We start from the raw sequence: 25,107 nt of genomic DNA on the forward strand, positions 1-25,107 counted from the left end.
GCAGATGTTTGGAAAACGCTTGCCCAAATGTGTGAATGACGATATTGTATCGTTTCAGAAAGCGTGTGTAAGCCAAGTCACTACTCTCGTTGTAGAGAATCACAAAGAATCGCGCTTACACAACCGAGCAAGGAGGCTCTAATGATCAACAGAAGGAATTTCCTCACCACCGTGGCACTGGGCACCGCATCTGCCGCCGTGCTGGCGGCGTGTGGCTCCCCGGCCCCCGCACAGACGGGTTCGGCGGAGAACCCCGTCACCATCAACTACACCTGGTGGGGCAACGACGACCGCGCGGAGCGCACCCGCAAGGCCATCGCCCTGTTCGAGTCGAAGAACCCTGACATTAAGGTCAACGGCAACTTCACCGACTTCGCCGGCTACTGGCAGAAGCGTGCCACCGAAGCTGCCGGCGGCGGACTTCCCGACGTGATGCAGTGGGACCTGTCCTACCTGCGGGACTACGGCCAGCGCAACCAGCTCCTGGACCTCGGCACCGTCAAGATCAACACGGACGCCTTCGACAAGTCCCTCCTGCCCTCCGGCCAGATCCGCGGCAAGACCTACGGCATCCCCACCAGCACCAACGCCTTCGCCGTCTACTACGACCCCGCCAAACTCGCCTCACTCGGCATCGCGGAACCGGACGGCACCTGGACCTACGAGGAATACAACGCCTTCCTGGCCGAGGTCGGGGCAAAGAGCAACGGCGCTCTCTTCGGCGGCACGGACTACACCGGCATCTGGTGGATGTTCAACATCTGGCTGCGCCAGAACAACATCGAGGCCTTCACCGAGGACGGCAAGCTCGGCTTCACCAAGGACGACCTGAAGAAATGGTGGAACCAGACCGTGGCCCTCCGCGGCACTCCTGCCCTCGTTTCCGAAGAGCGCGTCACCCAGCTCGCCCCGAAGTCGCCGTTCGGCTCAAACGTCTCAGCCACCGAATCCACCTGGGACAACTTCATGGCCGCCTACCTCGGGGACAGCGGTGCCAAGGAGCTCAAGCTCGTTCCGGTTCCCTCCGATGACAAGGACAACCTGGGCCTGTTCCTGAAGCCCTCCATGCTGATGGTTGCCAGCGCCAAGACCAAGTTCAAGGACGCCGCCGCCCGGTTCATCGACTTCATGGTCAACGACCCCGAGGTGGGCCAGATCTTCAAGACCTCCCGTGGCGTTCCGGCGTCGAAGACCCAGCGCGACGGCACCACGTTCGAGGGCACCGACAAGCTGGTAGTCGATTACGAGAAGTCCATCGAGAAGTACCTCAAGGACGCCCCGGAGCCGCCCATCGTCGGTTTCGGCACACTGGAAACCTCCTTCAAGCGCATCAGCTCGGACCTGAACTTCGGCAAACTCACCGTGGACGGCGCGGCGGATGCGTGGTTCAAGGAAGCCGAAGACCTCATCAAGCAGAACGCCTGAGCAGCGTATTGTCTGCCCGACGATCACAACTGACGGATTGAACTCGTGACCCAAAGCCCAACCCTGAGCAGGCGTTCGACGCCGTCCGCTCCCTCGCAGCCGCGCAAATCGCGGCAGCGGGGGGCGGACGCCCGCGCCGGCTACACCTTCCTGCTGCCCTGGCTGCTGGGATTCATCGCCCTGACCGTGGGCCCGATGATTTCCTCGCTCTACCTGTCCTTCACCAACTACAACCTCTTCGACCCGCCCAAGTGGATCGGGCTGGACAACTACACCACCCTGTTCCAGGACGAACGGTTCCTGGGGTCCGTCGGCGTGACCCTGTCCTACGTGGTCTTCGGTACCCCGCTCAAGCTCGCCGCTGCACTGGCCGTGGCCATGCTCCTGAACAGTGCGCGCAAGGGCCAGGGCTTCTACCGCTCAGCGTTCTACGCCCCGTCCCTGATCGGCGCGTCCGTTTCCATCGCGATCGTCTGGAAGGCCATGTTCGGCGATTCCGGTCCGGTGGACCAGGGCCTGTCCTTCTTCGGCATCAACCTCGGCGGCTGGGTGGGCAACCCGTCCATGACCATGCCCATGATGATCCTGCTGACCGTCTGGCAGTTCGGCGCCCCGATGGTGATCTTCCTGGCCGGCCTGAAGCAGATCCCGGCCGATCTCTACGAGGCAGCGTCGATGGACGGTGCCGGGCCGGTGCGGAAGTTCTTCAACATCACCTGGCCCATGCTCTCCCCCGTGATCTTCTTCAACCTGCTGATGGAAACCATCCACGCGTTCCAGATCTTCGCCTCGGCCTACATCATCTCCAACGGTGAAGGCGGCCCGGCCGGCTCCACCCTCTTCTACACCCTCTACCTGTACCTGCGGGGCTTCAGCGACTTCCGGATGGGCTACGCCTCCGCCATGGCCTGGCTCCTGGTGATTGTCGTCGGCATCATCACCCTGATCTTCTTCAAAACCTCCAAGTCCTGGGTCCACTACAGCGGTGATGCAAAATGACAACCATGGCAACCCCCACCAAACCGGTAGCAGAAGCGCCGGCACCCGTGTACAACCCGAAGTCCGAGTCCGCGGGGGCCAAGCGCATCAAGAGCGCCATCTTCCACGTCGTGGCGCTTGCCCTGACCGGTGTGGTCCTCTACCCGGCGCTGTGGATGGTCGCGTCGTCCTTCAAACCGAACTCCGAAATCGGCGGAGCCAACACCTCCCTGTGGTCCAGCAACTTCAGCTTCGACAACTTCGTCACCGCCATGGACGGGATCGGCGGTGTGTCCACCCTGCAGTTCTTCACCAACTCCCTGATCCTGGCCATCGGCGCGGTGGTGGGCACCATCCTCTCCGCCAGCGTCTCGGCGTACGCCTTCGCCCGGATTAAGTTCCCGGGCCGCAGCGTGTTGTTCGGGATGATGATCGCCACCCTGCTCCTGCCCTTCCACGTGGTGATCATCCCGCAGTACATCGTCTTCCAGCAGCTGGGCCTCGTGGACACCTACATCCCGCTGCTGATCGGCAAGTTCCTGGCCGCGGACGCATTCTTCGTGTTCCTGATGGTCCAGTTCATGCGCAACCTCCCGGCCGAACTGGACGAGGCGGCCCGCATCGACGGCGCCGGCCACGTCCGGATCTTCACCTCGATCATGCTGCCCCTGATGAAACCGGCCCTGATCTCCACCTCGATCTTCTCCTTCATCTGGAGCTGGAACGACTTCCTGGGCCCGCTGCTCTACCTGAACACCCCGGAGAAATACCCGCTGCCGCTGGCCCTTCGCCTCTTCGTGGACCAGACCCAAAGCTCGGACTACGGAGCCATGATCGCCATGTCCGTGCTGGCCCTGCTCCCGGTACTGATCTTCTTCCTGGTCTTCCAGCGCTACATAGTTGAAGGCGTCTCCACCCAAGGCCTCAAGGGCTAACAGAAAATGAGCATCATGGAGAGCACCACACCCGCGTCAGGCCGCGACGACCGGATCCCGGTCAACCGCTTCGCACTGTTTTCCGAGACCCTGCTGGCAGGATTGCTGGTGCTGGTGCTGTCCCTTCCGCTGGTCACCATCCCCGCCGCCTACGCCGCGGGCATCGCCCACCTCGAGCGCCACCTCTCCGGCCGGGACGATTCCATCCGTGCCCTCTGGGGCACGTTCCGCTCAGCGCTGCCGGGCAGCTGGAAGCTGGGAATCACGACGGCGGCAGCCGCCGTCGTGATTGTCCTGAACCTCCTGCTCACCATGGTGGGGCAGTTGCCCGGCCAGGGGGTGGTCCTGCCCGCCACCCTGATCCTTGCGGCAGCCGCAGCGATCCTGCTGCTGCGCACTGCGGCGGCATGGTCCGACTTCGCCGGCCACGTTGTTGACCCTGCCGCGGGTTCCGGGAGCGCAGCGAGGGGAACGGCAGCCAAAGGAACCGGCGCCAAAGGAACAGGTACCAAAGCAGCAGGCGCCTGGTCCGCCGCACTTGCCGCCGGCAAGGCATTGTCGCTCCGCGACTGGACAGGTTCCCTGCTGCTGGCCGCAGCGCTCTTTGCGGCCGTGGTGTTCGTCTGGATGCTGGCCGCGCTCTTCGTTGTGGTTCCCGGCACCCTGATCCTGGCCTCCGCTTCGGTCAAAATGCGGTCCACCCGCGCCTAGCTCCACCCGCACCAAATTACTGCCCCTGCAGGTCCCCCTCTTTGCAGGTCTCCAGTAGGTCCATTTCACAGGTCCATTTCACTATCGAGCTGAGCCAGACGTGTCTTCCGAGCGCCCCCAGTCCGCAGAGTCCCTCCAAGCCGCCACTGACCGTCCGCCGCGCTGGTACCACCCGCTGGCCCAGCGCAACTACCGACTCTTCGTCGCCATCCAGCTCGCCGGGAGCACCGGAATCTGGATGCAGCGGCTCGCCCAGGACTGGCTGGTCCTGCAGCTGACGGGTAGCCCCGGGGCAGTGGGTGTGGCCGTGGCCCTCCAGTTCCTGCCCATGCTGGTGGTGGGCCCGCTGAGCGGCATCCTCGTGGACCTTTACCCGAAGCGCCGCATCCTCCTCGTCTGCCAGGCGATCACGGCCTTGCTCGCCTTGACCCTTGCGGTCCTGGATGCCGGTGGCGGGATATCCGTCTGGGCCGTGTACGCCTGCTGCGTTGCCCTGGGCATCACGTCCGCGGTGGACGGGCCGGCCCGCCAGGTGTTCGTCAACGAGGTGGTGGGCGACGCCGCCCTGCGCCCCGCGATCGGACTGAACAGCGCCATCGGCCAGCTTGGCGCGATGCTGGGTCCCGCGCTCGGTGGCCTGCTGATCGCCAGGATCGGGTCCGCCGCCGCCTTCGCTGCAAACGCCCTGGTGTGCCTGGCAGTGCTGGGCCTGATCGCCGCCATCCGGACGTCCCGGCTTTACCCCAGCGCGCCGCCCCTTCGTGGCCGCGGGCAGGTCCTCGCCGGCTTCCGCTACGTCCGCCACCGGCCCTCCCTGCTTCTGGTCATGCTGCTCGCCGGGCTCCTGGGCGCCTTCGGCATGAACGGGCCCGTGGTGCTCGCCGCCTTCGCCGAGGACGTATGGCACAGCGGCGCCGCCGGATTCGGCATGTTCAACACCTTCAGCGCCCTGGGCGCGCTGGCCGGAGCCCTGCTGGCGGCGAGGCTGCGGACCCTGGGCCGCAAGGGGATCGTGGCGAGCGCCGGGCTGTTCGGGCTGACCCAGCTGATCGCTGCGCTGATGCCCACGCAGGAGCTGTTCGTGGCCATGCTGGTGCTCGTGGGCGTGATGACGCTGCTCTTCCTGACCAGCGCCGCCACCACCGTCCAGCTGGAGGCAGGCGCGGAAGTCCGCGGCCGCGTGCTGGCGCTCTACCTGCCCCTCCTGCTGGGCGGGCACGCGCTGGGCGGGCTGCTGGCCGGCTGGCTCACGGAGGAGTTCGGCGTCCGCACCGGCCTGGTGGTGACGGGGGCGCTGGGCATGCTGTCCGCTGCGGTCATCGGCCTGCTGCTTTGGCTGAACGCCCGACGGCGGACCGCGGCTTCCTGAGGGAGCAGGCCAGCCTGAGGGAGCATGGCCGAGAGTCGGAAATGACCCGCGATCTGACCCCGCGACCCGCGGCTGACCCCGCGATCTGACGAAAAGGGCCGCTAAACGCCGGGTATAGCGGCCATAGATGGCGAAGGGCCTAGCGCCGTGCCCCGGCAGTCCCGGGCAGGACCAAGTAGCCCTTGACTGTGATGTGACACATACCTAGGGTGGGTGAGAAAGCGTTTTCTCGCTTCGACAAACCAAGCCGTCAAGAGGACATCGAATGATTTTGCGCGCCCTGAAATCCCGAACTCCCAAGATCGCAGCCGTGGCAGCCGCACTCGCCCTGACCCTTTCGGGCTGCGGTGGTGGTGCCCAGCCGGATGCCGGCGGACCGGTGACCTTGCGCTTCACCTGGTGGGGTTCGGACGTCAGGCACAAGATGACGCAGGAACTAATCGACACCTTTGAGGCCAAGAACCCCAATATCAAGATCGAAGGCGAATACGGGGACTGGTCGGGCTACTGGGACAAACTCGCTACCCAGGTGGCTTCGCAGCAGGCCCCGGATGTCATCCAGATGGACCTCCAGTACCTGGGGGAGTATTCCAAGCGCGGTGCGCTGCTGGACCTGAAGGACGTGGACCTGTCCAAGTTCGACAAAGCCGCGGCCGACGCCGGCAAGACTCCGGACGGGCAGTTTGCCGTGACGGCAGGAATGAATGCGCTGGTGGTGCTGGCCAACCCCTCGCTGGTCTCCGCCAGCGGCGTGACCCTGCCGGACGACCAGTCCTGGACCTGGAAGGACTACGAGCATACGGCCGCGGACATCACAGCCAAGGGCAAGGCGGGCACCTACGGTTCCGGGCCGGTGACCGGTGACGCCTCCTTCAACCTGTGGCTGCGCCAGCACGGCAAGTCACTGTTCACCTCGGACGGAAAGCTCGGATTCGACGAAGCGGACGCCAAGGGCTTCTTCGAGTTCCAGGCCGACCTCCGTGACGCGAAGTCCGTCCCGCCGGCCTCCATCCTCACCGAAGAGGCCAGCGCGCCGCTGGACCAGACGGGCATGGCCACCAACAAGTTTGCCCTGGGATGGATGTGGTCCAACCAGCTGGGTGCCCTGACCAAGGCCTCCGGGCAGCCACTGGAAATCAAGCGCCCGCCGAGCACCGACGGGAACGCAAAGTCGGCCCAGCAATACTACAAGGCATCCCAGTTCTGGTCGGCAAGTTCCCGGACCAAGCACCCCAAGGAAGCCCAGCAGTTCATCGACTTCCTGGCCAACAGCGTCGAAGCGGGAGAGATCGCGCTGGCAGACCGCGGCATTCCCGGCAACTCGGAGGTCCGTGCCGCCATCACGCCCAAGCTCAGCGCGGTGGATGCAGCAACAGCATCCTTCATTGACGACATTGCGGACGAAGTGGGCGACTCGCCGGCAGTGCCCCCGGCAGGTGCAAGCCCGGCCGGGGAAATCCTCACCCGGTTCTCCAGCGACGTGCATTTCGGCCGCCTCAGCCCGGAGGAAGCCGCGAAGAAAGCCATCGAGGAACTCAAGAGCGGGTTGAGCTAGCCGCCCGGAAGGGCCGGGCAGGTGTTTAAGGGTTTCCCGGACCACCGAAGCGGACCAGGTGCGCCCGTCACCGGTCCTCAGATAGTGAGGCAGCTTCGCCTGGTCCGGCAGCCGGCCCGGCAGCCGGCCCGGCAGCCAAGGCGGCAGCTTCCTCCGGGGACAGCATGCCGTCCGCGATCCACACCGTGAAGGAGCGCGAGACGGCGTCCCCCGCGGCGAGGTCCACGGGCCTGTTCCAAGCGAAGGCCGAGCCTACCCCGGGGTAGCCGGACAGCCGGACGAACCACGGATCCGGCGCCTCCGCAGGGGCGGCGAACACCAGGCTCGCCGGGCCCTCCGGGAAGTCCGCAGTCCACGCCAGCCAGGGCGAGACGGAGCCGTGGACGTCAGTCTCACCGTGCTCCGCGGCTGTAAAGACTTCAGCGGCGGAGCACGCGGGCAGCCGCCAGAAGAATCCGCCGTAGCCGCTGCCGGCGGCACCGTTGGAGCCGGGTCCTCCCAGTGAGGCGTCGACGACGGCGGTCAGTTCCGTCGCCAGGTCCAGCCGCCAAGTTCGGGCGTCCACCTGAGTCGACCGGATGCTGCGGCGCTCGCGGAGGAGCTCGCTGCCATCCGGAGCCTGCCAGCTCAGTTCCTGCTGCACGGAATTACCGTCAAGCGACCCCGGCACGGGAGCGGCGGAGAGCTGCACGATCCGGCCGTGGTCCGGGAGTTCTTCGTACCGTCCGGCTGTGCGGGTGTAGGTCTTTCCGCCCCAGAAATTGATGCCGTTGACGTCCTGCAGGGCCACGCCCGCACCGAGGTGCCAGGAGTGGTCTGACGGGAGGTGGTCCGTGACCGTGACACCACCGAGCGTGCGCACCGGGTGCAAGTATGGCCGGGGTGAGAGCCGTGCCGCGATGGCGGTGCCGTCCTGCAGGGTGGCCACCGTGGTGGCGCCGCTGAGCGCACCGGCCGCAGGACCGCCGTCGTGCCGGCCGCCGTCCTGAACGGCGGGGTCCTGAACGGCGGGGTCCTGAACGGCGAGTGAAGGCTTCTCCGGGTTGTCGGCCGTGGACCGTGCCCACGGCAGGCCAAGCTCGCTGAAGGTGGCGTGTGCCGCCGTCGCGCGTTCCAGGGCGTCTTCGATGCCGGTGATCACGGCGTGGGCGGAATCGCCGTCGCCCGTCCAGTTGATGTACTGCGCAGGGATCAGTGCCGGAGCGTCGGCGGTGCGGATGGCTTCAAGCACGCTCATGAACGCGCCGCTGTCGGCGAGCGGGCTGATGAGCGGCGCAGCGTGGGATGAGCTGTCCGGCGAGTGGCGCTGGCGCAAGTGTTCCAGCAGGTTCTCGGTGAGGTCATCCCGGCCGAAGACCTGGCTGCGCTCGCCGTCGGTGCCTCTGATGCTGAGGCGGTCTTCGGTGTAGTGGAACACCGCGGTTCCTTCGCTGCCCTGCAGCGTGATGTACGGTTCCACGGATTCGGTGGCGCACAGCGTGAGCGCGCAGGTGATGGGCAGCCCCGATGTGGTTCGCACCCGGATCACGGAGGTGTCATCCGATTCAATGTCGTTGGCCCGGTAGAGGTCCGTATCCACCGATTCGAGGTCATCCAGGGTCCGCGCGCCGGCGATCCCCAAGGCCGTGGCGATGGCATGCGCCAGTGGATTGGTGGCCACGCCGTCCACGACGTCGACGCCGTTCAGGCTGCGCTTGCCCGCCCAGCGCGAACGTTTGTAATACGCACGGTCCCGCACCCAGCGCCCGGTGGCGGAGATTCCCAGGAGTGTGCCGATCTCGCCCGCCGCGAGCAGGTCCTCAATGGCCCGGAGCGCGTGGGAGCCAAGGCTTTGGAAGCCGATCTGGACGCTGCGTCCGGCCTCGGCGGCGGCCTCCTGCAGCCGGTTGAAGTCGGCCAGTGAAGCGACGGGAGGCTTCTCCAGGTACAGGTCGGCGCGGGGGAGGGCGGTCAGCGCCAGGGGTGCGTGCGTCTGGATGGGCGTGGCCACTATAACGAGGTCCAGTGCAGGGGTCGCCGCCAGGAGCTCGTCAAGGGTGCCAAAGACCGCAGTCTCGGGAGGAAGAGCGCCCGGCGCAGGAGGATTTGGATCCGCTACAGCCACGAGGGTGACGGCGCCGCTTGCCTGCAGCCGTTCTAGGTTGCGGAGGTGGTGCGTCCCGAAGCCGTGGACCCCGACGAGTGCCACCCTGGCCGCTGACATAGTGGTGAGTTTGCGTTCTTCCGGGACGGGCTCGGACAGGGTGCCCATGGCTCTCCTCTTCTGTCCCCGGGACGGGGTGTTGACGTCGGTGTCTGGTCAGCAAATCGCCGGGCCGTGGCCCTGGACGGCTGACATCAGCCTAGGCCGGGACCGCCAGGCACACCCATGGTAAGCGCTTTCCAAAATGCTGGTGACAACAGCATAACCCGCCCGGGCGGATTATGTAACGATTCAAATTGCATCTTGACCGCCACCCCAAAAGCGTCTACATTTTCGAGAAACCGCTTACTTACGTGACGTGGACCACTGTGGCCCCCGTTCCTGCAACGATGGAGAGATCGGAGGCCAGACGTGCCGGCTGGAAGTTTTAGCGCGAAGGCCTATTCATTCTTCGACACCCTGCTGTGGATTGCATGCCTGAACCTGTTGTGGATTGTGTTCTCGCTGGCGGGCGTGGGGGTGTTTGGCGCTGGCCCCGCGACCGCCGCCGCGCATATCCTGGTGCGCCGTAGGGTCCGGGGCGAGGCTGCCCCGCTGTTTCGTGCGTTCACGAAGGAATTTCGGCGCAACTTTGGTCGCGGAAACGCCCTGGCGCTGCCGGTTATGCTCGCCGGCGCAGCCCTCGCCCTCAACTGGAACTACTTCTCCGGCTCCGGGGACCTTTTGTCGCAACTGATGGCTGCCGGTGTGTTCGTCGGTGCCATCTTCCTGGTGGCCGCGGTCTGCCATATCTTCCCCATGTTTGCCCGTTATGAGCTGCCGCTCCCGCAATACCTTTTGATGTCCTCGCGGTTTGCCCTCCGCCATCTGGCGGGCACCGCGATCCTGCTTTTTGTGACCGCGGCCGCCCTGTTCGCCAGCCAGGCGTTGCCGGGACTTATCCCCTTCTTCAGCATCGGCGCGTGGCTGTACGTGACCGGCTGGTTGTGCGACCGCTTCTTCACCGCCAATGACGACTCCGTGACGGCGGAGTCTGGCGCCGGTGCCGGTGCCGGTGTTGGTGTCGGTGTTGGTGTCGGTGATGGCTTCGGGGTCAGGGTAGGGCGCGAGATGGCGGCTGCCGGAAGGTCTTCACAATCGACTTGACCTGCCTTGGCGCGGCCCAGGAATGAAACGTATCAAACAGTGAACTCCCAACAAACCACAAACCACCAAACCACCAAACCATTAACAGACTTACCCAGCCAACCCCCGAAGAAGTGGAAAAGGAAAACACCATGATCCGCAGAAAACTCAGCCTGGCGGCCGCCGTCGTGACCGCCGCCGCACTGACACTCACAGCCTGCAGCGGGGGTGAAGCCCCGGCTGCGGACACCTCGAAGATCAGCCTCATGGCGCCGTTCCTCGAGGCGCAGCCGCCGTCGGCCGACGGCGCCGTGCAGCAGAAGCTCGAGGAGCTCACCGGCAAGGACATCAGCATCACGTGGACGCCGAATGCGTCCTACGAGGACAAGATGAACATCACGCTGGCGTCCGCCGAAATTCCCCAGGTCCTGGTGGTCCAGAGCAAGTCGCCCGGGTTCGTCAAGAACGCCGAGGCCGGCGCCTTCTGGGATCTCACCGACAAACTGGACCAGTACCCGAACCTGAAGACCACCTTCCCGGAGGTTGAGCAGAACGCCAGCATCAACGGCAAGGTCTATGGCGTCTTCCGCGCCCGCAACCCCATCCGTGCGGCCGTGATGTTCCGGCAGGACTGGCTGGACAAGCTTGGGCTGAAGGCACCCGAGACCACCGAGGACCTGTACAACGTGGCCAAGGCCTTTACTGAACAGGACCCGGACGGCAACGGCCAGGACGATACCTGGGGCATCACCATCCCCAAGTGGGGCGCCCTGGGCTCCAACAGCCCCTATGACATCATCGAAGAGTGGTACGGCGCCGGCAACCGCTGGACCGAAAAAGACGGGAAGCTGATCCCGAGCTTCGAAACCGAGGAGTTCCTCGAAGCCAACCGCTTCGTCAAGAAGATGGTGGACGAGAAGCTCATCAACCCTGACTTCGCCACCTTCGACGGCACCAAGTGGAACGAGCCGTTCTTCAACGGCAAGGGCGGCATCATCGTCGACGTCGACTCCCGCGTGAGTGTCCTCATCAACCTTTTCAAGCAGGCCAACCCCAATGACTTCGAGAACAAGGTGGGCTTCGTCGGTAACCTCAAGGGGCCGGACGGCGAACTCCACGCACACCCGACGGACGGCTACTCCGGCTTCCTGGCCATTCCCAAGACCAGCGTCCGGACCGAGGCTGAGCTGAAGAACGTCCTTGAGTTCCTGAACACCATGAACGGCAAGGAAGTGGCCGCCCTCCTGAACAACGGAATCGAGGGCGTGAACTTCACTGTCGAGGACGGAAAGACCGCCGCCATCAAACCCGAGACTGCCGAGGGCAAAGCTGTGGCCACGGACATCAAGAGCTACGCGCAGCTGGGCACCAACGTCACCGGCAACAACTTCTATCCCGTCAAGCAGGCCTCCGACTACGAACAGGAAGTCTTCGACAAGCGCGTTGAGGTCATGGCGGGGGACCTGAAGAGCGCAGTCTACAACCCGGCTGCGGCCTTCGTATCACCCACCTACGTTGCCAAGGGCGCGCAGCTGGACAACATCGTGGCGGACGCCCGGATCAAATACCTGGCCGGCCAGATCGATGAGCAGGGCCTGAAGGACGCCATCAAGCTGTGGAAGTCCAGCGGCGGGGACAAGGTCCAGGAAGAGATCAACAAGCTCTGGCAGGACAGCAAGTGACAGCGTCCGCAGTTGACGTCAAAGCCCCGGGGCAGGCGCCGCCACCCGCGCCTGCCCCGGGGCGGCGGCGCCGCTTCGCCGTCCATTTCGCCCACTACAAGTGGCTGTATCTGTTGCTGTTGCCGGGTGTGGTCTACTTCGCGGTGTTCCGCTACGCCCCGATGTACGGGGTGTCGATCGCGTTCAAGGACTACGTCCCGTTCCTGGGCGTGAACGGCAGCCCGTGGGTTGGCTTCCAGCATTTCCAGGATTTCTTCAGCAACCCGGACTTCGGCCGGCTGCTGGGCAACACCCTGATCCTCGCGTTCCTGAGCCTGGGGATCGCGTTCCCGCTGACCATCGTCCTGGCTTTGCTGCTGAACGAGGTCCGCCTGTCGATCCTCAAACGCACGGTCCAGACGCTCGTGTACATCCCGCACTTCCTGTCCTGGACCATTGTGGCGTCGCTGAGCTTCCTGCTGTTCGCCCTGGATTTCGGGCCGTTGTTCCTCTTCATCAACAACGTGCTGGGCACGGACATCGATTTCCTGTCCGACCCGGCCTGGTTCCGGCCGCTGATTGTGCTGCAGGAGATCTGGAAGAACACCGGCTGGGGAACCATCATCTTCCTCGCCGCCCTGGCCACCGTGGACCAGGACCAGTACGAGGCCGCCATCATTGACGGCGCCGGCAGGTTCCGCCGGGTCTGGCACATCACGCTGCCCGGGATCCGCTCCACCATCATCGTCATGCTCATCCTGGCGATCGGGCAGATGCTGAACACCGGCTTCGAGCAGATCTACCTCATGACCAACGCCCTGAACCGGTCCGTGGCAGACGTCTTTGACACCTACGTGTACTTCGTGGGCATCACCCAGGGCGCCTACAGCTACTCCACCGCCGTCGGACTGTTCAAGTCCCTGGTGGGCATCGTGCTGATCTTCGGCACCAACGCCCTGGCCAAGCGGTTCAACCAGAGCGGACTGTTCTAATGAAGATCCACAACACCACCGGCGGCCGGATTTTCGACGCCGCCAACTACGTCTTCCTGACCGTGATCGGCGTCCTGACGCTACTGCCGTTCGTCTACGTCTTTGCGGGCTCCTTCGCCACCGAGGCCGAGATCACCCGGCGGGCCTTCTTCGTCTGGCCGGAGCAGTTCAGCCTGGGCGCGTACGAGTACATCTTCTCGACCCCCGCGTTCATCCGCGCCCTGGTCACGACGGTGCTCGTCACCGTGGTGGGCACGGTGGTGCAGCTGATCCTGACGGTCACCATGGCCTACCCGCTGGCCAAACGAAACCTCCGCGGCCGCCAGCTGATCCTGTCCCTGGTGGTCTTCGCCATGGTGTTCTCCGGCGGCATGATCCCCACGTTCCTGCTGATCAAGGACCTCGGCCTGCTCAACAGCTACTGGGCGCTCATCCTGCCGGCTGCGATCAACCCGTTCAGCCTGATCATCATCAAGAACTTCTTCCAGGAACTCCCGCAGGAGCTGGAGGAGTCCGCCAAGATGGACGGCGCCACCGAAATCGGGATCCTCTGGCGGATCCTGCTCCCGCTGTCCAAACCGGTGCTGGCCACGTTCGCCCTGTTCTACGCCGTGGGCATCTGGAACGACTTCATGTCACCGCTGCTCTACCTGAGCGACAACTCCAAGTGGACCCTGCAGATGTACCTGCGCCAGGTCACCGCGTCCTCCGACCTGCTCGGCACCGGAAACGTGGACCCGAACTACATCCCGCCGGAACAGGGCATCAAGTTTGCCGTGATCGTCGTCGCCACCCTGCCCATTTTGATCTTCTACCCGTTCCTGCAGAAGCACTTCGCCAAGGGAATGCTGATCGGCTCCGTCAAGGGCTGAGCCGCGCCGCCCCGGCACGGCCTGCCGCTCCGGCACCGCCTGCCCCGGCACGCCCGGAAACCTGTCACCCCAACCGTCACCTGACCGAAAGGCCGAAAATGAAGATCCTCCTGGCCGGCGACTCGACGGTCGCCACTTGTCCCACCCATGAGTACCCGATGAGCGGCTGGGGCGCGCAGCTTGCCCCGCACGTCCACACTTGGGGTTCCGTCCACAATTTCGCCAAGGGCGGGGCCAGCACCGAGTCCTTCCGGGTCGAAGGGCTGTGGGACGCGCTGCTGGAACTGGCCGGCGAGGGCGACCTGGTGCTGATCCAGTTCGGCCACAACGACCAGAAGCGCCCGCACCTGGCGGCCAGGACCGGCTACGCGGCCAACCTGCGGACCATGGTCGCCGAGGTCGGGGCCCTCGGCGCGGTAGCGGTGCTGTGCACGTCGGTGGAGCGGCGCCACTTCCTGGCCGGGGCAGCTGCCGCGGCTGGTGCACGGCTGGAGCAGAGCCTGGAGGATTACCCCGAGGTGGTCCGGGAGCTCGCGGCGGAGCTTCACGTCCCGCTGATCGACCTCAACAGCTGGACGCGCGGCCTGTACACGCGGCTCGGCGTGGAAGGATCCAAGTCACTGTTCTGCCATTTTGGTCCGGGCGAGCACGCCCACTGGCCGGACGGACTGGCGGACAACACGCACTTCCACGTGGACGGTGCCCGGCTGGTGGCGGAGCACGTCTCATCGCAGCTGACATCGCTGGGCCTCGCGGTCCCCGGGGGAACCCGTCAGCACTCCACGGCGGCGTCCGCCTGATGGGAACGCCCGGGGAGAACTCCGGCGGCGTGCTGTACAGCAACCCGCTCACCGGGCCGGAGGACGTGGCGGACTGGATTGCCGAGGGCCCGGTCAGCCTGGCCCGGCATCCGGAAACGCACGACGACGGCGGGACGCCACCCTCCGCTGACCCGCGGCCGGGGGCGCTGCTGCTGTCCGGGTCAAGGGACGAGGAAGAGTTCGGCGACCACGCCCACTGGACGTTCTGGTGCCCGGTGGAGTTCCCGGACCGCGTCAGGGTGAGCTGGCAGTTCCTGCCGCTCGCGGAGCCGGGGCTGGCCATGGTGTTCTTTGCGGCAGCGGGCCACGGCGGACGGGACCTGTTCTCGGGCGGCCTGGCGCCGCGAACCGGTTACTACCCGCAGTACCACTCGGGCGACATCGATGCCCTGCACGTCTCCTATTTCCGGCACAAGTACGCGGAGGAGCGGGCCTTCCGGACCTGCAACCTGCGCAAGAGCTCAGGCTTCGAGCTGGTGGCGCAGGCGGCGGACCCGCTGCCGCCCACGGAGGACGCCCTGGATTTCTATCGGATGGAACTCGTCAAGGACGGGCCGGGCGTTGCCTTCTCCATCAACGGCCTGCCTGTGCTGGCCTGGCGGGACGGGAGCGGCAATGTGCTGGGCGGCGGCTATCTCGGCTTCCGGCAGATGGCCCCGCTGCGGGCTGCCTACCGGAACCTGGTGGTGCAGGCGCTGTAGGCCCCCACTGAGCGCGAACGGGCAGAGAATGACCCCAAAAGTGAAAAACAGGTCATTATCTGTCCGTTCGCGCTTAGCCTCCGCACCCGTAGACCGGGCCGGAGTAGCCGTAGTATTCGGACCATGGCCTTCGACCCCGCCCTGCTCGACTGGTTGCTTGATGCGGACCCGGCCTTGCGCTGGCAGGTCGAGCGCGACCTCGCGGGCGCCCCGCCGGACGTGTGGGTCGCGACCCGGGCACGCATCGCGACGGAAGGGTTCGGGGCGCGGCTGCTCGCGCTGCAGGATCCGGACGGCCAGTGGGCGGGCGGGGCATTCTTCCCGAAAGACTTCGACTTCCGCGGCCCCGAGGCAGCCGAGGACGCGGGACAGCCCTGGACCGCGACGACGTGGACCCTCAACACCCTCCGTGACTGGGGCCTCGATGCTGCCGCCCTCGCCGGCACGGCCGAGCTGCTCGCCCGGAACAGCCGCTGGGAGTACGGCAACCTGCCGTATTGGGGCGGCGAAGTCGACTGCTGCATCAACGCGTACACCCTCGCCAACGGCGCGTGGCTTGGGGCGGACGTCTCCGGAATCGCCCGGTGGTTCCTCAAGCACCGCATGGCCGACGGCGGCTGGAACTGCGAGTGGGTGGAGGGCTCCACACGCTCGTCGTTCCATTCCACCCTCAATTCCCTCAAGGGCCTGTTGTACTACGAGGACGCTACCGGCGGCAGCCGCGCGCAGCGGGCGGTTCGGCGGGCCGCCGAGGAATACCTGCTTCAGCGCCATTTGCTCCGCACCCTGTCCGCAGGCGAGCCCGTGGGGCCGTGGGCGACCCGCTTCGCATACCCCTTCCGCTGGTTCTACAGTGCGCTCAACGCGGCAGATTACTTCCGGGCAGCTGCCCTGCACGACGGTGCGGTGCCGGATCCGCGGCTTGCCGACGCGATCGAAGCGATACGCGCCGCGCGCCGTCCCGACGGCACCTGGCTGCAGGAGCTTCGCCACCCCGGGCGGGTGTGGTTCGACGTCGATGTGGCGCCCGGAGAGCCGTCCAAATGGCTCACGTTCTTCGGCACGCGCGTGCTGGCATGGTGGGACGGGCAGCCCGCGCCGCGCTAGTCCCCGGCGGGTTGGTGACGGAGGAGGTCGCCGACCTGGCATTCCAGGACCTCACACAAAGCCGTCAGCGTGGAAAAGCGAATCGCCCTGGCACGGTTGTTTTTCAACACGGACAGGTTCACCAGGCTTACGCCGACCTGGCGGCTCAGCTCCGTCAGGCTCATGCCGCGTTCTGCAAGCAGTTCGTCGAGCCGGCAGTGAATGGCGGAGTAGTCCTCGGCCGGCATCAGATAAGTCCCTCGGTGTCCCTCTGCAACCGGCGGCCAAACTGGAAGACCCCGGCGACGAGTACCAGGACAGTGCCAGCCAGCAGGGGTGCAATGTTGAAGTCCGCCACGAGGACAATGATTTCGCCGGGGGTCCGATGGTTCGCGCCAATCAGCTCGGCAATGCGGGTTCGGGCCGCCGCATCGAGAGCCTGTGCCACGGTTCCGGCCAGGGCAAGGACCGCTCCGCAGCTCCCCACGATCCAGGCCGACGACGGCGTGAACAGGTTCTCTCCGCGGAGCCGGAAAGCGAGCAGGAACAGCAACGCCATCACAGCCAGGAAACTGACCTGGTTCAGGGCGCCGGCCCAGGCCAAGAGCACGGCTTCGCCCGCCGGCAGGGCCGGGATGGTTGCTTCCATGGACGTAAACCGTGCCACCGCATCCAGGCCGAGTCCCGTCGGGCTCTGATGCGCAGAGTGCAGCGGGAGGATCAACGTCACCGGCCCGGTAAATCTTTCGATGATTCCGGAGGCAGTCAGGCATGTCGTGACCGCCGCTGCCGCGCCCGCGGTGATCATGATCGCCACGGCATCCGCCCTGGACACTACCTTCTTTTCTCCGGGCCGCTGACGGTTCTTGGCCAGTTTCATTGTTCCCCCATGTGTTATCGATGATCGATAGTAACGAATATCGATAACATAGCGGTTTTTCCGCCGATAGTCCATCGCAGGCTCCGGATTTGACCGGAATCGCCCGGCATCGAAACGTGCTTCATTGAGGACAGCTATTGTCCGCAAGGGTCGGTACCGTGTGACGCATGGAAACCAACAGCACTGAGATCCGGCCGTTCCGCATCCAGATCCCGCAGGCCGAGCTGGATGACCTGAGCGATCGGCTGGAGCGCACCCGGTGGCCCGACGAACTGCCCGGCGTCGGCTGGACCTACGGCGTTCCCGTCAGCTACCTGCAGGGGCTGGCCTACTACTGGCGGACCACCTACGACTGGCGCACATACGAGGCGAAGCTCAACGCCTTCCCGCAGTTCACGACGACCGTTGACGGGCAGAACATTCACTTCCTGCACGTGCGCTCACCCGAACCGGACGCATTGCCGCTGATCATTACCCACGGGTGGCCGGGCTCGATCGTGGAGTTCATGGACATCATCGGGCCGCTCACTGATCCCCGCGCCCATGGCGGCGACCCGGCCGACGCATTCCACGTCATCGCACCATCCATCCCCGGATTCGGATTCTCAGGGCCGACACGAGAGGCAGGATGGGACCTGGCGCGGGTCGCCCGTGCCTGGGCGGAGCTGATGAGCCGGCTCGGCTACGAGCGCTACGGCGCCCAGGGCGGTGACACCGGCTCTGTGGTCTCACCCATGCTGGGCGGCATCGCTTCCGAACACGTCGTGGGGGTCCACGTCAACGGCAGCCTCGGATTCCCCACAGGCGATCCGGCGGAATTGGCCGGTCTGAGCGAGGCCGAACAGGCGCGCCTCGCGGGCATGCAACGGCAGATGGAGGATGGTGCGGGGTACGCGATCATCCAGTCGACGCGGCCGCAGACGCTGGGGTTCGGGCTGGCCGACTCGCCCGCCGGGCAGCTCGCCTGGATCGTCGAGAAGTTCAAGGAGTGGACAGATCCTGCCTTCGAGCTTCCGGAGGATGCCGTCGACCGCGACCTGATGCTTACCAACGTCAGCGTGTACTGGCTCACGGGAACTGCCACTTCGTCGGCGCGGCTCTACTGGGAGGGGCGCGCCAGCTGGGGGCAGAAGGCGAAACGGTCCGAGGTGCCTTCCGGGGTGGCGGTGTTTCCCGGCGACTTCGGGGTCCGTGCCATCGCTGAGCGCGACAACAACGTCGTCCACTGGGCGGAGTTCGAGCGCGGCGGCCATTTCCCGGCCATGGAGGTTCCCGATCTCCTGGTGGTCGATGTGCGTGCGTTCTTCCGCGGCCTCCGGTAGCTTTAGCCGGCGGAAGCCCCCGCCGTGCTCTGCCGCACCACCAGCTCGGGAGTGAAGATCACCGCGCGGTGATGGGGCCGCACGGACGTCGGTCCCATGGCGTCCAGCTCCTCGGCCAGCAGCTCGATGGCGGTCCGCCCGAGCGCTTCCGTGGGCTGCCGGATGGAGGAAAGCGGCACCACGGCGGACACGGCAAAGTCGATGTCGTCGTAGCCGATCAGTGCAATGTCTTCGGGGATCCGCAGCGTGTGCATCATGGCGAGGGACTGCATAACGCCCAGGGCCAGCAGGTCGTTGGCGCAGAACACCCCGTCCGGAAGGTCGTCAGCGCTGCGGCGGACCAACTGGTCGCCCACGCCTCGGCCGGCCAGGACCGTCTGTCCGGCGGAATCCAGTACTTCCAAGGAAGCATCCGGAACCTCGGCGACGGCGCGTTGCGCCCCCTGGAGGCGGTCCGCCACCTGGCGTATCGACGTCGGGCCTCCCACAAAGGCGAGCCGACGGCGGCCGATGTCCAGGAGGTGCCGCGCCGCAAGGTAGCCGCCGGCGTCGTCGTCAACGGAGACGGAACTGTACTTCGCCTCGTCGGCCAGCCGGTCCACCAGGACGGTGGGCACCCCGCGTTCGCGCAGCTGGTCCAGGCGCTCGGTGACATCGCCCACCGGCGAGATAAGCAGGCCCTGGACTCGCTGCTCCTGGAAGAGGTCGATGTAGTTCGACTCCCTGCTGGCGTCGTGCCCGCTGTCCCCGAGCAGGACGGCGCTGCCTTGCAGGGCGGCGGCGTCCTCGGCGGCGCGGACCACGGAGGTGAAGAAGGGATTGCCCACGTCCAGGACGATCAGGCCGATGGTGCGGCTGTGCCCGGCCCGGAGCTGGCGGGCCGCATCGTTGCGGATAAAGCCGAGCTCGTCGATGGCCTGCAGCACCCGGTCCTTGGTCCGCTGCGAAACCCGGTCCGGATAGTTCAGGACGTTGGAAACTGTTCCCACTGCCACGCGGGCATGGTTCGCAACATCCTTGATGCTGGCTGACCGTGACATCTTTCTCCAAGCTCTCTCATGCGGGACGGCGGGCAACCGCCTGGACCAGACCCCTGACCAATTGTCCTTGCCAGTGCGGCGTTCGGGGGCGACGAAACGGCCCAGCCAGCAGATAGATGGTTTTCATCCGCTGACAAATGCTTGACACCCACTTCACTTCAAGAGTACTTTGAATCGTAACAATGAAACGATTCAAAGAATCGGAAATCCAGGAGAGTCGCAGATGAGGGTGTGTTTTCGCTCCTCAGTCCAACCGGGACTGATCGATGAGTACAGGCGCCGCCACGCCGCCGTCTGGCCGGAGATGCTCCGTGCGCTCAAGGACGCGGGCTGGCACAACTACTCGCTCTTCCTGGGCGGGGACGGACTGCTGGTGGGTTACGTGGAGTGCGACGACTTCGACGCCGTGCGGGCACGGATGGCACTGACCGACGTCAACGCCCGCTGGCAGGCGGAGATGGCCACGCTCTTCGAAGACACGGAGCAGCCCCCTGACACAGGGTTTGTGGCGCTCGAGGAGATCTTCAACCTAGAGGACCAGCTGGCCACGGCCAGTGCCACGGACTAGCCAGCGTTGCGGACTAGCCAACGCTGCGGACGGCTAGGCGTCACGGGCCGGGACACAACGCATGCCGCCGACACGGGAGTCGGCACTCAATAGACAAACGCACTACGAGAGACCGGAAGAACCATCATGAATGACGTAGCAACGGCGCTGGGCAGGCTCGGGGAGCTTGCCATTGAAGTACCCTCCTGGGCGTATGGCAATTCGGGCACCCGTTTCAAGGTTTTCGGCACGCCGGGCACGCCGCGGACGGTGCAGGAGAAGCTGGCGGACGCAGCGAAGGTTCACGAGCTGACCGGGCTTGCCCCGACGGTGGCGCTGCATATTCCGTGGGACGAGGTGGATGACTACGCCGCGCTGAAGGACTACGCGGCGGGCCTGGGTGTGGGCCTGGGCACGATCAACTCGAACACGTTCCAGGATGATGAGTACAAGTTCGGTTCGCTGACGTCCTCCAATGATTCCGTGCGCCGCCGGGCGGTGGAGCACCACTTCGAGTGCATCGACATCATGCACGCCACCGGTTCGAAGGACCTGAAGATCTGGCTGGCGGACGGGACGAACTACCCGGGCCAGGATGACATGCGCGGCCGGCAGGACCGCCTGGCGGAGTCGCTGCAGGAGATTTACGCCCGGTTGGGTGAGGACCAGCGCCTGGTGCTGGAGTACAAATTCTTCGAGCCGGCTTTCTATCACACCGACGTTCCGGACTGGGGCACCTCCTACGCGCAGACACTGGCGCTGGGCGAGAAGGCGTTTGTCTGCCTGGACACCGGCCACCATGCCCCGGGCACCAACATCGAGTTCATCGTGATGCAGCTGCTGCGCCTGGGCAAGCTGGGGTCCTTCGACTTCAACTCGCGCTTCTATGCCGATGATGACCTGATTGTGGGCGCGGCTGACCCGTTCCAGCTGTTCCGGATCATGTACGAGGTGATCCGCGGCGGCGGGTTCGGTAAGGATTCCGGCGTGGCGCTCATGCTGGACCAGTGCCACAACCTGGAGGAGAAGATCCCGGGCCAGATCCGTTCGGTGCTCAATGTCCAGGAGATGACTGCGCGTGCCCTCATGGTGGACACCGCCGCGCTGGGCGAGGCTCAGCGGTCCGGTGATGTGCTGGCCGCGAACGCGGTCTTCAATGACGCCTTCTACACTGACGTCCGCCCGGTCCTGGCCGAATGGCGCGAATCCCGCGGCCTGCCCGCGGACCCGATGGCTGCCTTCAAGGCCAGCGGCTACCAGAAACAGATCAATGAGGACCGCGTGGGCGGCCAGCAAGCCGGATGGGGCGCATAACAGCATGAGCACGCAGAACACCAACAAGACTGTTGAAGACCTGATTGCCCGTTCCAACCGCCTCGGTGCGGACAAGCGGAACACCAACTTCGCCGGCGGCAACACCTCGGCCAAGGGCACCGAGAAGGACCCGGTGACGGGCGAGGACGTCCGGCTGCTCTGGGTGAAGGGTTCCGGCGGGGACCTCGGCACGCTGAAGCCGGGAAACCTTGCCGTGCTCCGCCTGGACCGGCTCAACGCCCTGAAGAACGTCTACCCCGGGGTGGACCGTGAAGATGAGATGGTGGCCGCTTTTGATTACTGCCTGCATGGCAAGGGCGGCGCGGCCCCGTCGATCGACACTGCCATGCACGGGCTCGTGGACGCCGCGCACGTGGACCACCTGCACCCGGATTCGGGCATCGCGATTGCCACGGCCGTGGACGGGGAGGCGCTGACCGCCAAGATCTTCGGCGACAAGGTTCTCTGGGTTCCGTGGCGCCGGCCCGGGTTCCAGCTGGGCCTGGACATCGCCGCGATCAAGGATGCGAACCCGCAGGCCGTCGGCACCATCCTGGGCGGGCACGGCATCACCGCCTGGGGCGCCACCAGCGAAGAAGCAGAACAGAACTCGCTGTGGATCATCGACCAGGCCGAGAAGTTCATCGCCGAGAACGGCCGCGCTGAGCCGTTCGGGCCGAAGCTGCCCGGTTACGGTGCACTCCCGGAAGCCGAGCGCCGGGCCAAGGCCGCCGCACTGGCGCCGGTGATCCGCGGGCTGGCGTCGACGGACAAACCGCAGCTGGGGCACTTCAGTGATGACGCCGTCGTCCTGGACTTCCTGGAAGCCGCCGAGCACCCGCGGCTCGGCGCGCTGGGCACGTCCTGCCCGGACCACTTCCTGCGCACCAAGGTCAAGCCGCTGATCCTGGACCTGCCCGCGGACGCCTCCGTCGAGGACTCAATCGCCCGGCTGCAGGAACTCCACGCCGACTACCGCGAGGACTACCAGGGGTACTACGACCGGCACGCTACTCCGGAGTCCCCGGCGCTGCGCGGCGCGGACCCGGCCATCGTGCTGGTCCCGGGCGTGGGCATGTTCTCCTTCGGCGCGAACAAGCAGACCGCCCGCGTCGCCGGTGAGTTCTACCTGAACGCCATCAACGTGATGCGCGGTGCCGAGGCGATCTCCACGTACGCCCCGATCGAGGAATCCGAGAAGTTCCGGATCGAGTACTGGTCGCTGGAGGAAGCCAAGCTGGCCCGCCTGCCCAAGCCCAAGTCGCACGCCACCCGCATCGCGCTTGTGACCGGTGCGGCGTCGGGCATCGGCAAGGCCATCGCCACCCGCCTCGCCGCGGAAGGCGCCTGCGTCGTCATCGCGGACCTGAACCTGGCGAACGCGCAGGCCGTCGCCGCCGAGCTCGGCGGACCGGACGTTGCCATTGGCGTGCAGGCGGACGTGACCGACGAAGCGCAGATCGCCGCGGCCATCGCCGAAGCGGTGCTGGCCTTCGGCGGCCTGGACCTGGTGGTCAACAACGCCGGGCTGTCCATCTCCAAGCCGCTGCTGGAAACCACCGAAAAGGACTGGGACCTGCAGCATAACGTCATGGCCAAGGGCTCCTTCCTGGTGGCCAAGGCCGCGGCGAAGGTCATGATCGACCAGGACATGGGCGGGGACATCATCTACATCTCCTCGAAGAACTCCGTGTTCGCCGGCCCGAACAACATCGCCTACTCCGCCACCAAGGCCGACCAGGCCCACCAGGTCCGGCTGCTCGCGGCTGAACTGGGCGAATACGGCATCCGCGTCAACGGCATCAACCCCGACGGCGTGGTCCGCGGCTCCGGGATCTTCGCCGGCGGCTGGGGCGCCAAGCGCGCCGCGGTCTACGGCGTGGACGAGCAGGAACTGGGCAAGTACTACGCCCAGCGCACCCTGCTCAAGCGCGAGGTCCTGCCCGAACACGTGGCCAACGCCGCCGCCGTGCTCACCAGCGCCGAACTGTCCCACACCACCGGTCTCCACATTCCCGTGGACGCCGGCGTCGCCGCCGCCTTCCTCCGGTGAGCACCGTGCCCACAGCGCCGGACGGTGCATCTGTGGACACTGCCCCGGCCCCGGCCGGGGCGGTGTCCGCCGGCGGCCTGTCCGCCGGCAGGGTGTTCGCCGCTGTCGATATTGGTGCCTCCTCCGGACGGGTCATCCTGGGACGCGTAGCAGCCGGCAGTGCCGGTTCTGAGGGCAAAGCGACGTTGGAAACCGTGCACCGCTTTCCCAATGGCGTGGTGGAGTCCGACGGCGGCCTCCGCTGGGACTTCGATGCCCTGTTCGCCGAAGTGCTGGCCGGGCTCGCTGCCGCGGCCCGCGTCGCCGCCGAGCGCGGCGAAACGATCAGCAGCATCGGGATCGACACCTGGGCGGTGGACTACGGCCTGGTGAACGCTGCCGGGGAACTTACCGCGCAGCCGTTCAGCTATCGTGATGACCGCAGCCGCGCCGCCGTCGCCCGGGTCCACCAAAAACTGGACCCGGCCCGGCTCTACGCCACCACCGGGCTGCAGTTCCTGCAGTTCAACACGATCTACCAGCTCGCCACCGAGCCGGACCTGGACGGGCTGCAGGCCCTGCTCATCCCGGACCTGATCGCGTTCCTGCTCACCGGGGTCCGCCGCACCGAGGCCACCAACGCCTCCACCACCGGGCTCGTTGACGCTGTCACGGGGGAGTGGGCCACCGAGTTCGTCGCCGCGCTGGGACTGCCCAAAAAGCTGTTCCCGCCGCTGATCCAGCCAGGCGAAACCGTCGGCACCCTGCTGCCCGGCATCGCCGTGCGCACCGGACTGGCCCGGGCAACGAAGGTGGTGGCCGTCGGCTCGCACGACACCGCCTCCGCCGTCGCCGCCGTACCGGCCGTCGTCGCCGTACCCGCCGGCGCAACAGGCGCCGCGCCGGGACCCGTGCAAGCGGAGAACTTCGCCTACATTTCCTCCGGCACCTGGTCCCTCGTCGGCGTCGAGCTCCCCAAACCGGTGCTCACGGAGGCCAGCCGGCAGGCGAACTTCACCAACGAACGCGGCGTGGACGGCACCATCCGGTATCTCCGCAACGTCGGCGGGCTCTGGCTTCTCAGCGAGTGCCAGCGCACCTGGGCCCAGCGGGGATACACGGCGACGCTGGACGAACTGCTCACGGCCGCCGCCGCGCTGCCGTTCGGCGGGCCCCAGATCAACGCCGATGACCCGTACTTCATCGCCCCGGATAACATGCCCGAACGGATCCGGGCAGCCGTCCGCAACACCGGAGCCGTCCTGACCGACCACCCGGCCGCCATCACCCGCTGCATCCTGGACAGCCTCGCAGCCGGCTACGCCCGAACCATCGCCGACGCCGAACGCCTCGCGGACGTGCCCGTGGACGTAGTGCACATCGTGGGCGGCGGCTCGCAGAACCGGCTCCTGTGCCAGCTCACGGCCGACGCCACCGGAAAACGCGTCATCGCCGGACCCGTCGAAGCCACAGCTGTCGGCAACGTCCTGGTCCAGGCCCGTGCCGCAGGCGCGGTCTCCGGCGGCCTGGCCGAGCTGCGGGCACTCGTGCGCGGGTCGCAGGCCTTGGAAAACTACCAGGCGGCGCTGGTCTGAGTG

Annotated in this window: 22 protein-coding genes; 18 read left to right on the forward strand and 4 right to left on the reverse strand. The window is 66.0% G+C overall.

From position 1 onward, the window contains the following. Nucleotides 1-141 precede the first annotated feature (141 nt). From AB0N24_RS13535 to AB0N24_RS13560, 6 genes are all read left to right on the forward strand, one after another. A complete protein-coding gene (locus AB0N24_RS13535; RefSeq protein WP_364124917.1) occupies nucleotides 142-1,425 on the forward strand; it encodes an ABC transporter substrate-binding protein in 1,284 nt (427 codons plus the stop codon). Between the two features lie 45 nt (nucleotides 1,426-1,470). Continuing rightward, nucleotides 1,471-2,424 (forward strand): sugar ABC transporter permease, encoded by a 954-nt coding sequence (locus tag AB0N24_RS13540; RefSeq protein ID WP_364124919.1) that lies wholly within the window; start codon nucleotides 1,471-1,473, stop codon nucleotides 2,422-2,424. Next, a complete protein-coding gene (locus tag AB0N24_RS13545) occupies nucleotides 2,421-3,338 on the forward strand; it encodes a carbohydrate ABC transporter permease (protein ID WP_364124922.1) in 918 nt (305 codons plus the stop codon). Before AB0N24_RS13540 ends, AB0N24_RS13545 begins: the two co-directional genes overlap by 4 nt. Before the next feature lie 6 nt (nucleotides 3,339-3,344). Then, nucleotides 3,345-4,049 carry a Poxvirus protein I5 gene (locus AB0N24_RS13550; protein ID WP_364124925.1) on the forward strand — a complete coding sequence of 235 codons (705 nt, stop codon included), beginning with the start codon at nucleotides 3,345-3,347 and terminating at the stop codon, nucleotides 4,047-4,049. 100 nt (nucleotides 4,050-4,149) lie between these two features. Further along, nucleotides 4,150-5,418 carry an MFS transporter gene (locus AB0N24_RS13555; RefSeq protein WP_364124928.1) on the forward strand — a complete coding sequence of 423 codons (1,269 nt, stop codon included), beginning with the start codon at nucleotides 4,150-4,152 and terminating at the stop codon, nucleotides 5,416-5,418. A gap of 265 nt (nucleotides 5,419-5,683) precedes the next feature. Further along, on the forward strand, nucleotides 5,684-6,973 hold the full coding sequence (locus AB0N24_RS13560) for an extracellular solute-binding protein (RefSeq protein WP_364124931.1): 1,290 nt from the start codon (nucleotides 5,684-5,686) through the stop codon (nucleotides 6,971-6,973). Nucleotides 6,974-7,040: 67 nt separating this feature from the next. Here the strand turns inward: AB0N24_RS13560 and AB0N24_RS13565 are convergent, their stop codons facing one another. Beyond that, entirely contained in the window at nucleotides 7,041-9,224 is a 2,184-nt protein-coding gene (locus AB0N24_RS13565; protein ID WP_364124934.1) for a DUF6807 family protein, read from the reverse strand. Between the two features lie 303 nt (nucleotides 9,225-9,527). On the opposite strand from AB0N24_RS13565, the gene AB0N24_RS13570 reads away from it, so the two are divergent. The 7 genes from AB0N24_RS13570 to AB0N24_RS13600 all read left to right on the forward strand — a co-directional run bounded on the left by AB0N24_RS13570 (nucleotide 9,528) and on the right by AB0N24_RS13600 (nucleotide 16,395). Then, nucleotides 9,528-10,262 (forward strand): DUF624 domain-containing protein, encoded by a 735-nt coding sequence (locus AB0N24_RS13570; RefSeq protein ID WP_364124937.1) that lies wholly within the window; start codon nucleotides 9,528-9,530, stop codon nucleotides 10,260-10,262. Nucleotides 10,263-10,393: 131 nt separating this feature from the next. Continuing rightward, nucleotides 10,394-11,923 (forward strand): extracellular solute-binding protein, encoded by a 1,530-nt coding sequence (locus tag AB0N24_RS13575; protein ID WP_364124940.1) that lies wholly within the window; start codon nucleotides 10,394-10,396, stop codon nucleotides 11,921-11,923. After that, entirely contained in the window at nucleotides 11,920-12,894 is a 975-nt protein-coding gene (locus tag AB0N24_RS13580; protein WP_364124943.1) for an ABC transporter permease subunit, read from the forward strand. Before AB0N24_RS13575 ends, AB0N24_RS13580 begins: the two co-directional genes overlap by 4 nt. Then, nucleotides 12,894-13,766 (forward strand): carbohydrate ABC transporter permease, encoded by an 873-nt coding sequence (locus AB0N24_RS13585; RefSeq protein ID WP_364124946.1) that lies wholly within the window; start codon nucleotides 12,894-12,896, stop codon nucleotides 13,764-13,766. The genes AB0N24_RS13580 and AB0N24_RS13585 overlap by 1 nt, the downstream gene beginning before the upstream one ends. 98 nt (nucleotides 13,767-13,864) lie before the next feature. Continuing rightward, nucleotides 13,865-14,566 (forward strand): rhamnogalacturonan acetylesterase, encoded by a 702-nt coding sequence (locus tag AB0N24_RS13590; RefSeq protein WP_364124949.1) that lies wholly within the window; start codon nucleotides 13,865-13,867, stop codon nucleotides 14,564-14,566. Continuing rightward, nucleotides 14,566-15,288 carry a DUF1961 family protein gene (locus AB0N24_RS13595; RefSeq protein ID WP_364124952.1) on the forward strand — a complete coding sequence of 241 codons (723 nt, stop codon included), beginning with the start codon at nucleotides 14,566-14,568 and terminating at the stop codon, nucleotides 15,286-15,288. Before AB0N24_RS13590 ends, AB0N24_RS13595 begins: the two co-directional genes overlap by 1 nt. Nucleotides 15,289-15,411: 123 nt before the next feature. After that, nucleotides 15,412-16,395, forward strand: a complete 984-nt coding sequence (locus AB0N24_RS13600; protein ID WP_364124954.1) for a squalene cyclase — start codon at nucleotides 15,412-15,414, stop codon at nucleotides 16,393-16,395. Here AB0N24_RS13600 and AB0N24_RS13605 read toward each other — a convergent pair. Beyond that, nucleotides 16,392-16,622, reverse strand: a complete 231-nt coding sequence (locus tag AB0N24_RS13605) for a helix-turn-helix transcriptional regulator (protein WP_364124957.1) — start codon at nucleotides 16,620-16,622, stop codon at nucleotides 16,392-16,394. The two genes, AB0N24_RS13600 and AB0N24_RS13605, sit on opposite strands and share 4 nt — an antisense overlap. Then, the gene (locus tag AB0N24_RS13610; RefSeq protein ID WP_364124960.1) at nucleotides 16,622-17,254 is read right to left on the reverse strand and encodes a hypothetical protein; all 633 of its coding nucleotides are present in this window, start codon (nucleotides 17,252-17,254) and stop codon (nucleotides 16,622-16,624) included. The genes AB0N24_RS13605 and AB0N24_RS13610 overlap by 1 nt, the downstream gene beginning before the upstream one ends. A gap of 167 nt (nucleotides 17,255-17,421) precedes the next feature. Between AB0N24_RS13610 and AB0N24_RS13615 the strand changes: the two genes are divergently transcribed. Continuing rightward, nucleotides 17,422-18,576 carry an epoxide hydrolase family protein gene (locus tag AB0N24_RS13615; RefSeq protein WP_364124963.1) on the forward strand — a complete coding sequence of 385 codons (1,155 nt, stop codon included), beginning with the start codon at nucleotides 17,422-17,424 and terminating at the stop codon, nucleotides 18,574-18,576. Between the two features lie 2 nt (nucleotides 18,577-18,578). Here AB0N24_RS13615 and AB0N24_RS13620 read toward each other — a convergent pair whose 3' ends face one another. After that, a complete protein-coding gene (locus AB0N24_RS13620; protein ID WP_364124965.1) occupies nucleotides 18,579-19,616 on the reverse strand; it encodes a LacI family DNA-binding transcriptional regulator in 1,038 nt (345 codons plus the stop codon). 223 nt (nucleotides 19,617-19,839) lie between these two features. Here AB0N24_RS13620 and AB0N24_RS13625 point away from each other — a divergent pair, with 223 nt between their 5' ends. The 4 genes from AB0N24_RS13625 to AB0N24_RS13640 all read left to right on the forward strand — a co-directional run bounded on the left by AB0N24_RS13625 (nucleotide 19,840) and on the right by AB0N24_RS13640 (nucleotide 25,104). Further along, on the forward strand, nucleotides 19,840-20,184 hold the full coding sequence (locus AB0N24_RS13625) for an L-rhamnose mutarotase (RefSeq protein ID WP_364124968.1): 345 nt from the start codon (nucleotides 19,840-19,842) through the stop codon (nucleotides 20,182-20,184). A 126-nt stretch (nucleotides 20,185-20,310) separates the two neighbouring features. Then, nucleotides 20,311-21,477 carry an L-rhamnose isomerase gene (rhaI, locus tag AB0N24_RS13630; protein WP_364124971.1) on the forward strand — a complete coding sequence of 389 codons (1,167 nt, stop codon included), beginning with the start codon at nucleotides 20,311-20,313 and terminating at the stop codon, nucleotides 21,475-21,477. 4 nt (nucleotides 21,478-21,481) lie between these two features. Beyond that, on the forward strand, nucleotides 21,482-23,530 hold the full coding sequence (locus AB0N24_RS13635; protein WP_364124974.1) for a bifunctional aldolase/short-chain dehydrogenase: 2,049 nt from the start codon (nucleotides 21,482-21,484) through the stop codon (nucleotides 23,528-23,530). 32 nt (nucleotides 23,531-23,562) lie between these two features. Next, nucleotides 23,563-25,104: a rhamnulokinase family protein gene (locus tag AB0N24_RS13640; protein WP_364124977.1), complete on the forward strand. Its 1,542-nt coding sequence runs from the start codon at nucleotides 23,563-23,565 to the stop codon at nucleotides 25,102-25,104. Nucleotides 25,105-25,107 lie beyond the last annotated feature (3 nt).

This window comes from Arthrobacter sp. NPDC093128 (assembly GCF_040683875.1).
Taxonomy (GTDB): Bacteria; Actinomycetota; Actinomycetes; order Actinomycetales; family Micrococcaceae; genus Arthrobacter.

Bases quoted from the DNA above. Each gene is read 5' to 3' on its own strand.
- AB0N24_RS13565 (WP_364124934.1), bottom strand. From the start codon at position 9,224: ATGGGCACCCTGTCCGAGCCCGTCCCGGAAGAACGCAAACTCACCACT.
- AB0N24_RS13545 (WP_364124922.1), top strand. From the start codon at position 2,421: ATGACAACCATGGCAACCCCCACCAAACCGGTAGCAGAAGCGCCGGCA.
- AB0N24_RS13625 (WP_364124968.1), top strand. From the start codon at position 19,840: ATGAGGGTGTGTTTTCGCTCCTCAGTCCAACCGGGACTGATCGATGAG.
- AB0N24_RS13615 (WP_364124963.1), top strand. From the start codon at position 17,422: ATGGAAACCAACAGCACTGAGATCCGGCCGTTCCGCATCCAGATCCCG.
- rhaI (WP_364124971.1), top strand. From the start codon at position 20,311: ATGAATGACGTAGCAACGGCGCTGGGCAGGCTCGGGGAGCTTGCCATT.
- AB0N24_RS13590 (WP_364124949.1), top strand. From the start codon at position 13,865: ATGAAGATCCTCCTGGCCGGCGACTCGACGGTCGCCACTTGTCCCACC.
- AB0N24_RS13550 (WP_364124925.1), top strand. From the start codon at position 3,345: ATGAGCATCATGGAGAGCACCACACCCGCGTCAGGCCGCGACGACCGG.
- AB0N24_RS13560 (WP_364124931.1), top strand. From the start codon at position 5,684: ATGATTTTGCGCGCCCTGAAATCCCGAACTCCCAAGATCGCAGCCGTG.
- AB0N24_RS13610 (WP_364124960.1), bottom strand. From the start codon at position 17,254: ATGAAACTGGCCAAGAACCGTCAGCGGCCCGGAGAAAAGAAGGTAGTG.
- AB0N24_RS13595 (WP_364124952.1), top strand. From the start codon at position 14,566: ATGGGAACGCCCGGGGAGAACTCCGGCGGCGTGCTGTACAGCAACCCG.
- AB0N24_RS13635 (WP_364124974.1), top strand. From the start codon at position 21,482: ATGAGCACGCAGAACACCAACAAGACTGTTGAAGACCTGATTGCCCGT.
- AB0N24_RS13585 (WP_364124946.1), top strand. From the start codon at position 12,894: ATGAAGATCCACAACACCACCGGCGGCCGGATTTTCGACGCCGCCAAC.
- AB0N24_RS13605 (WP_364124957.1), bottom strand. From the start codon at position 16,622: ATGCCGGCCGAGGACTACTCCGCCATTCACTGCCGGCTCGACGAACTG.
- AB0N24_RS13600 (WP_364124954.1), top strand. From the start codon at position 15,412: ATGGCCTTCGACCCCGCCCTGCTCGACTGGTTGCTTGATGCGGACCCG.
- AB0N24_RS13535 (WP_364124917.1), top strand. From the start codon at position 142: ATGATCAACAGAAGGAATTTCCTCACCACCGTGGCACTGGGCACCGCA.
- AB0N24_RS13575 (WP_364124940.1), top strand. From the start codon at position 10,394: ATGATCCGCAGAAAACTCAGCCTGGCGGCCGCCGTCGTGACCGCCGCC.
- AB0N24_RS13620 (WP_364124965.1), bottom strand. From the start codon at position 19,616: ATGTCACGGTCAGCCAGCATCAAGGATGTTGCGAACCATGCCCGCGTG.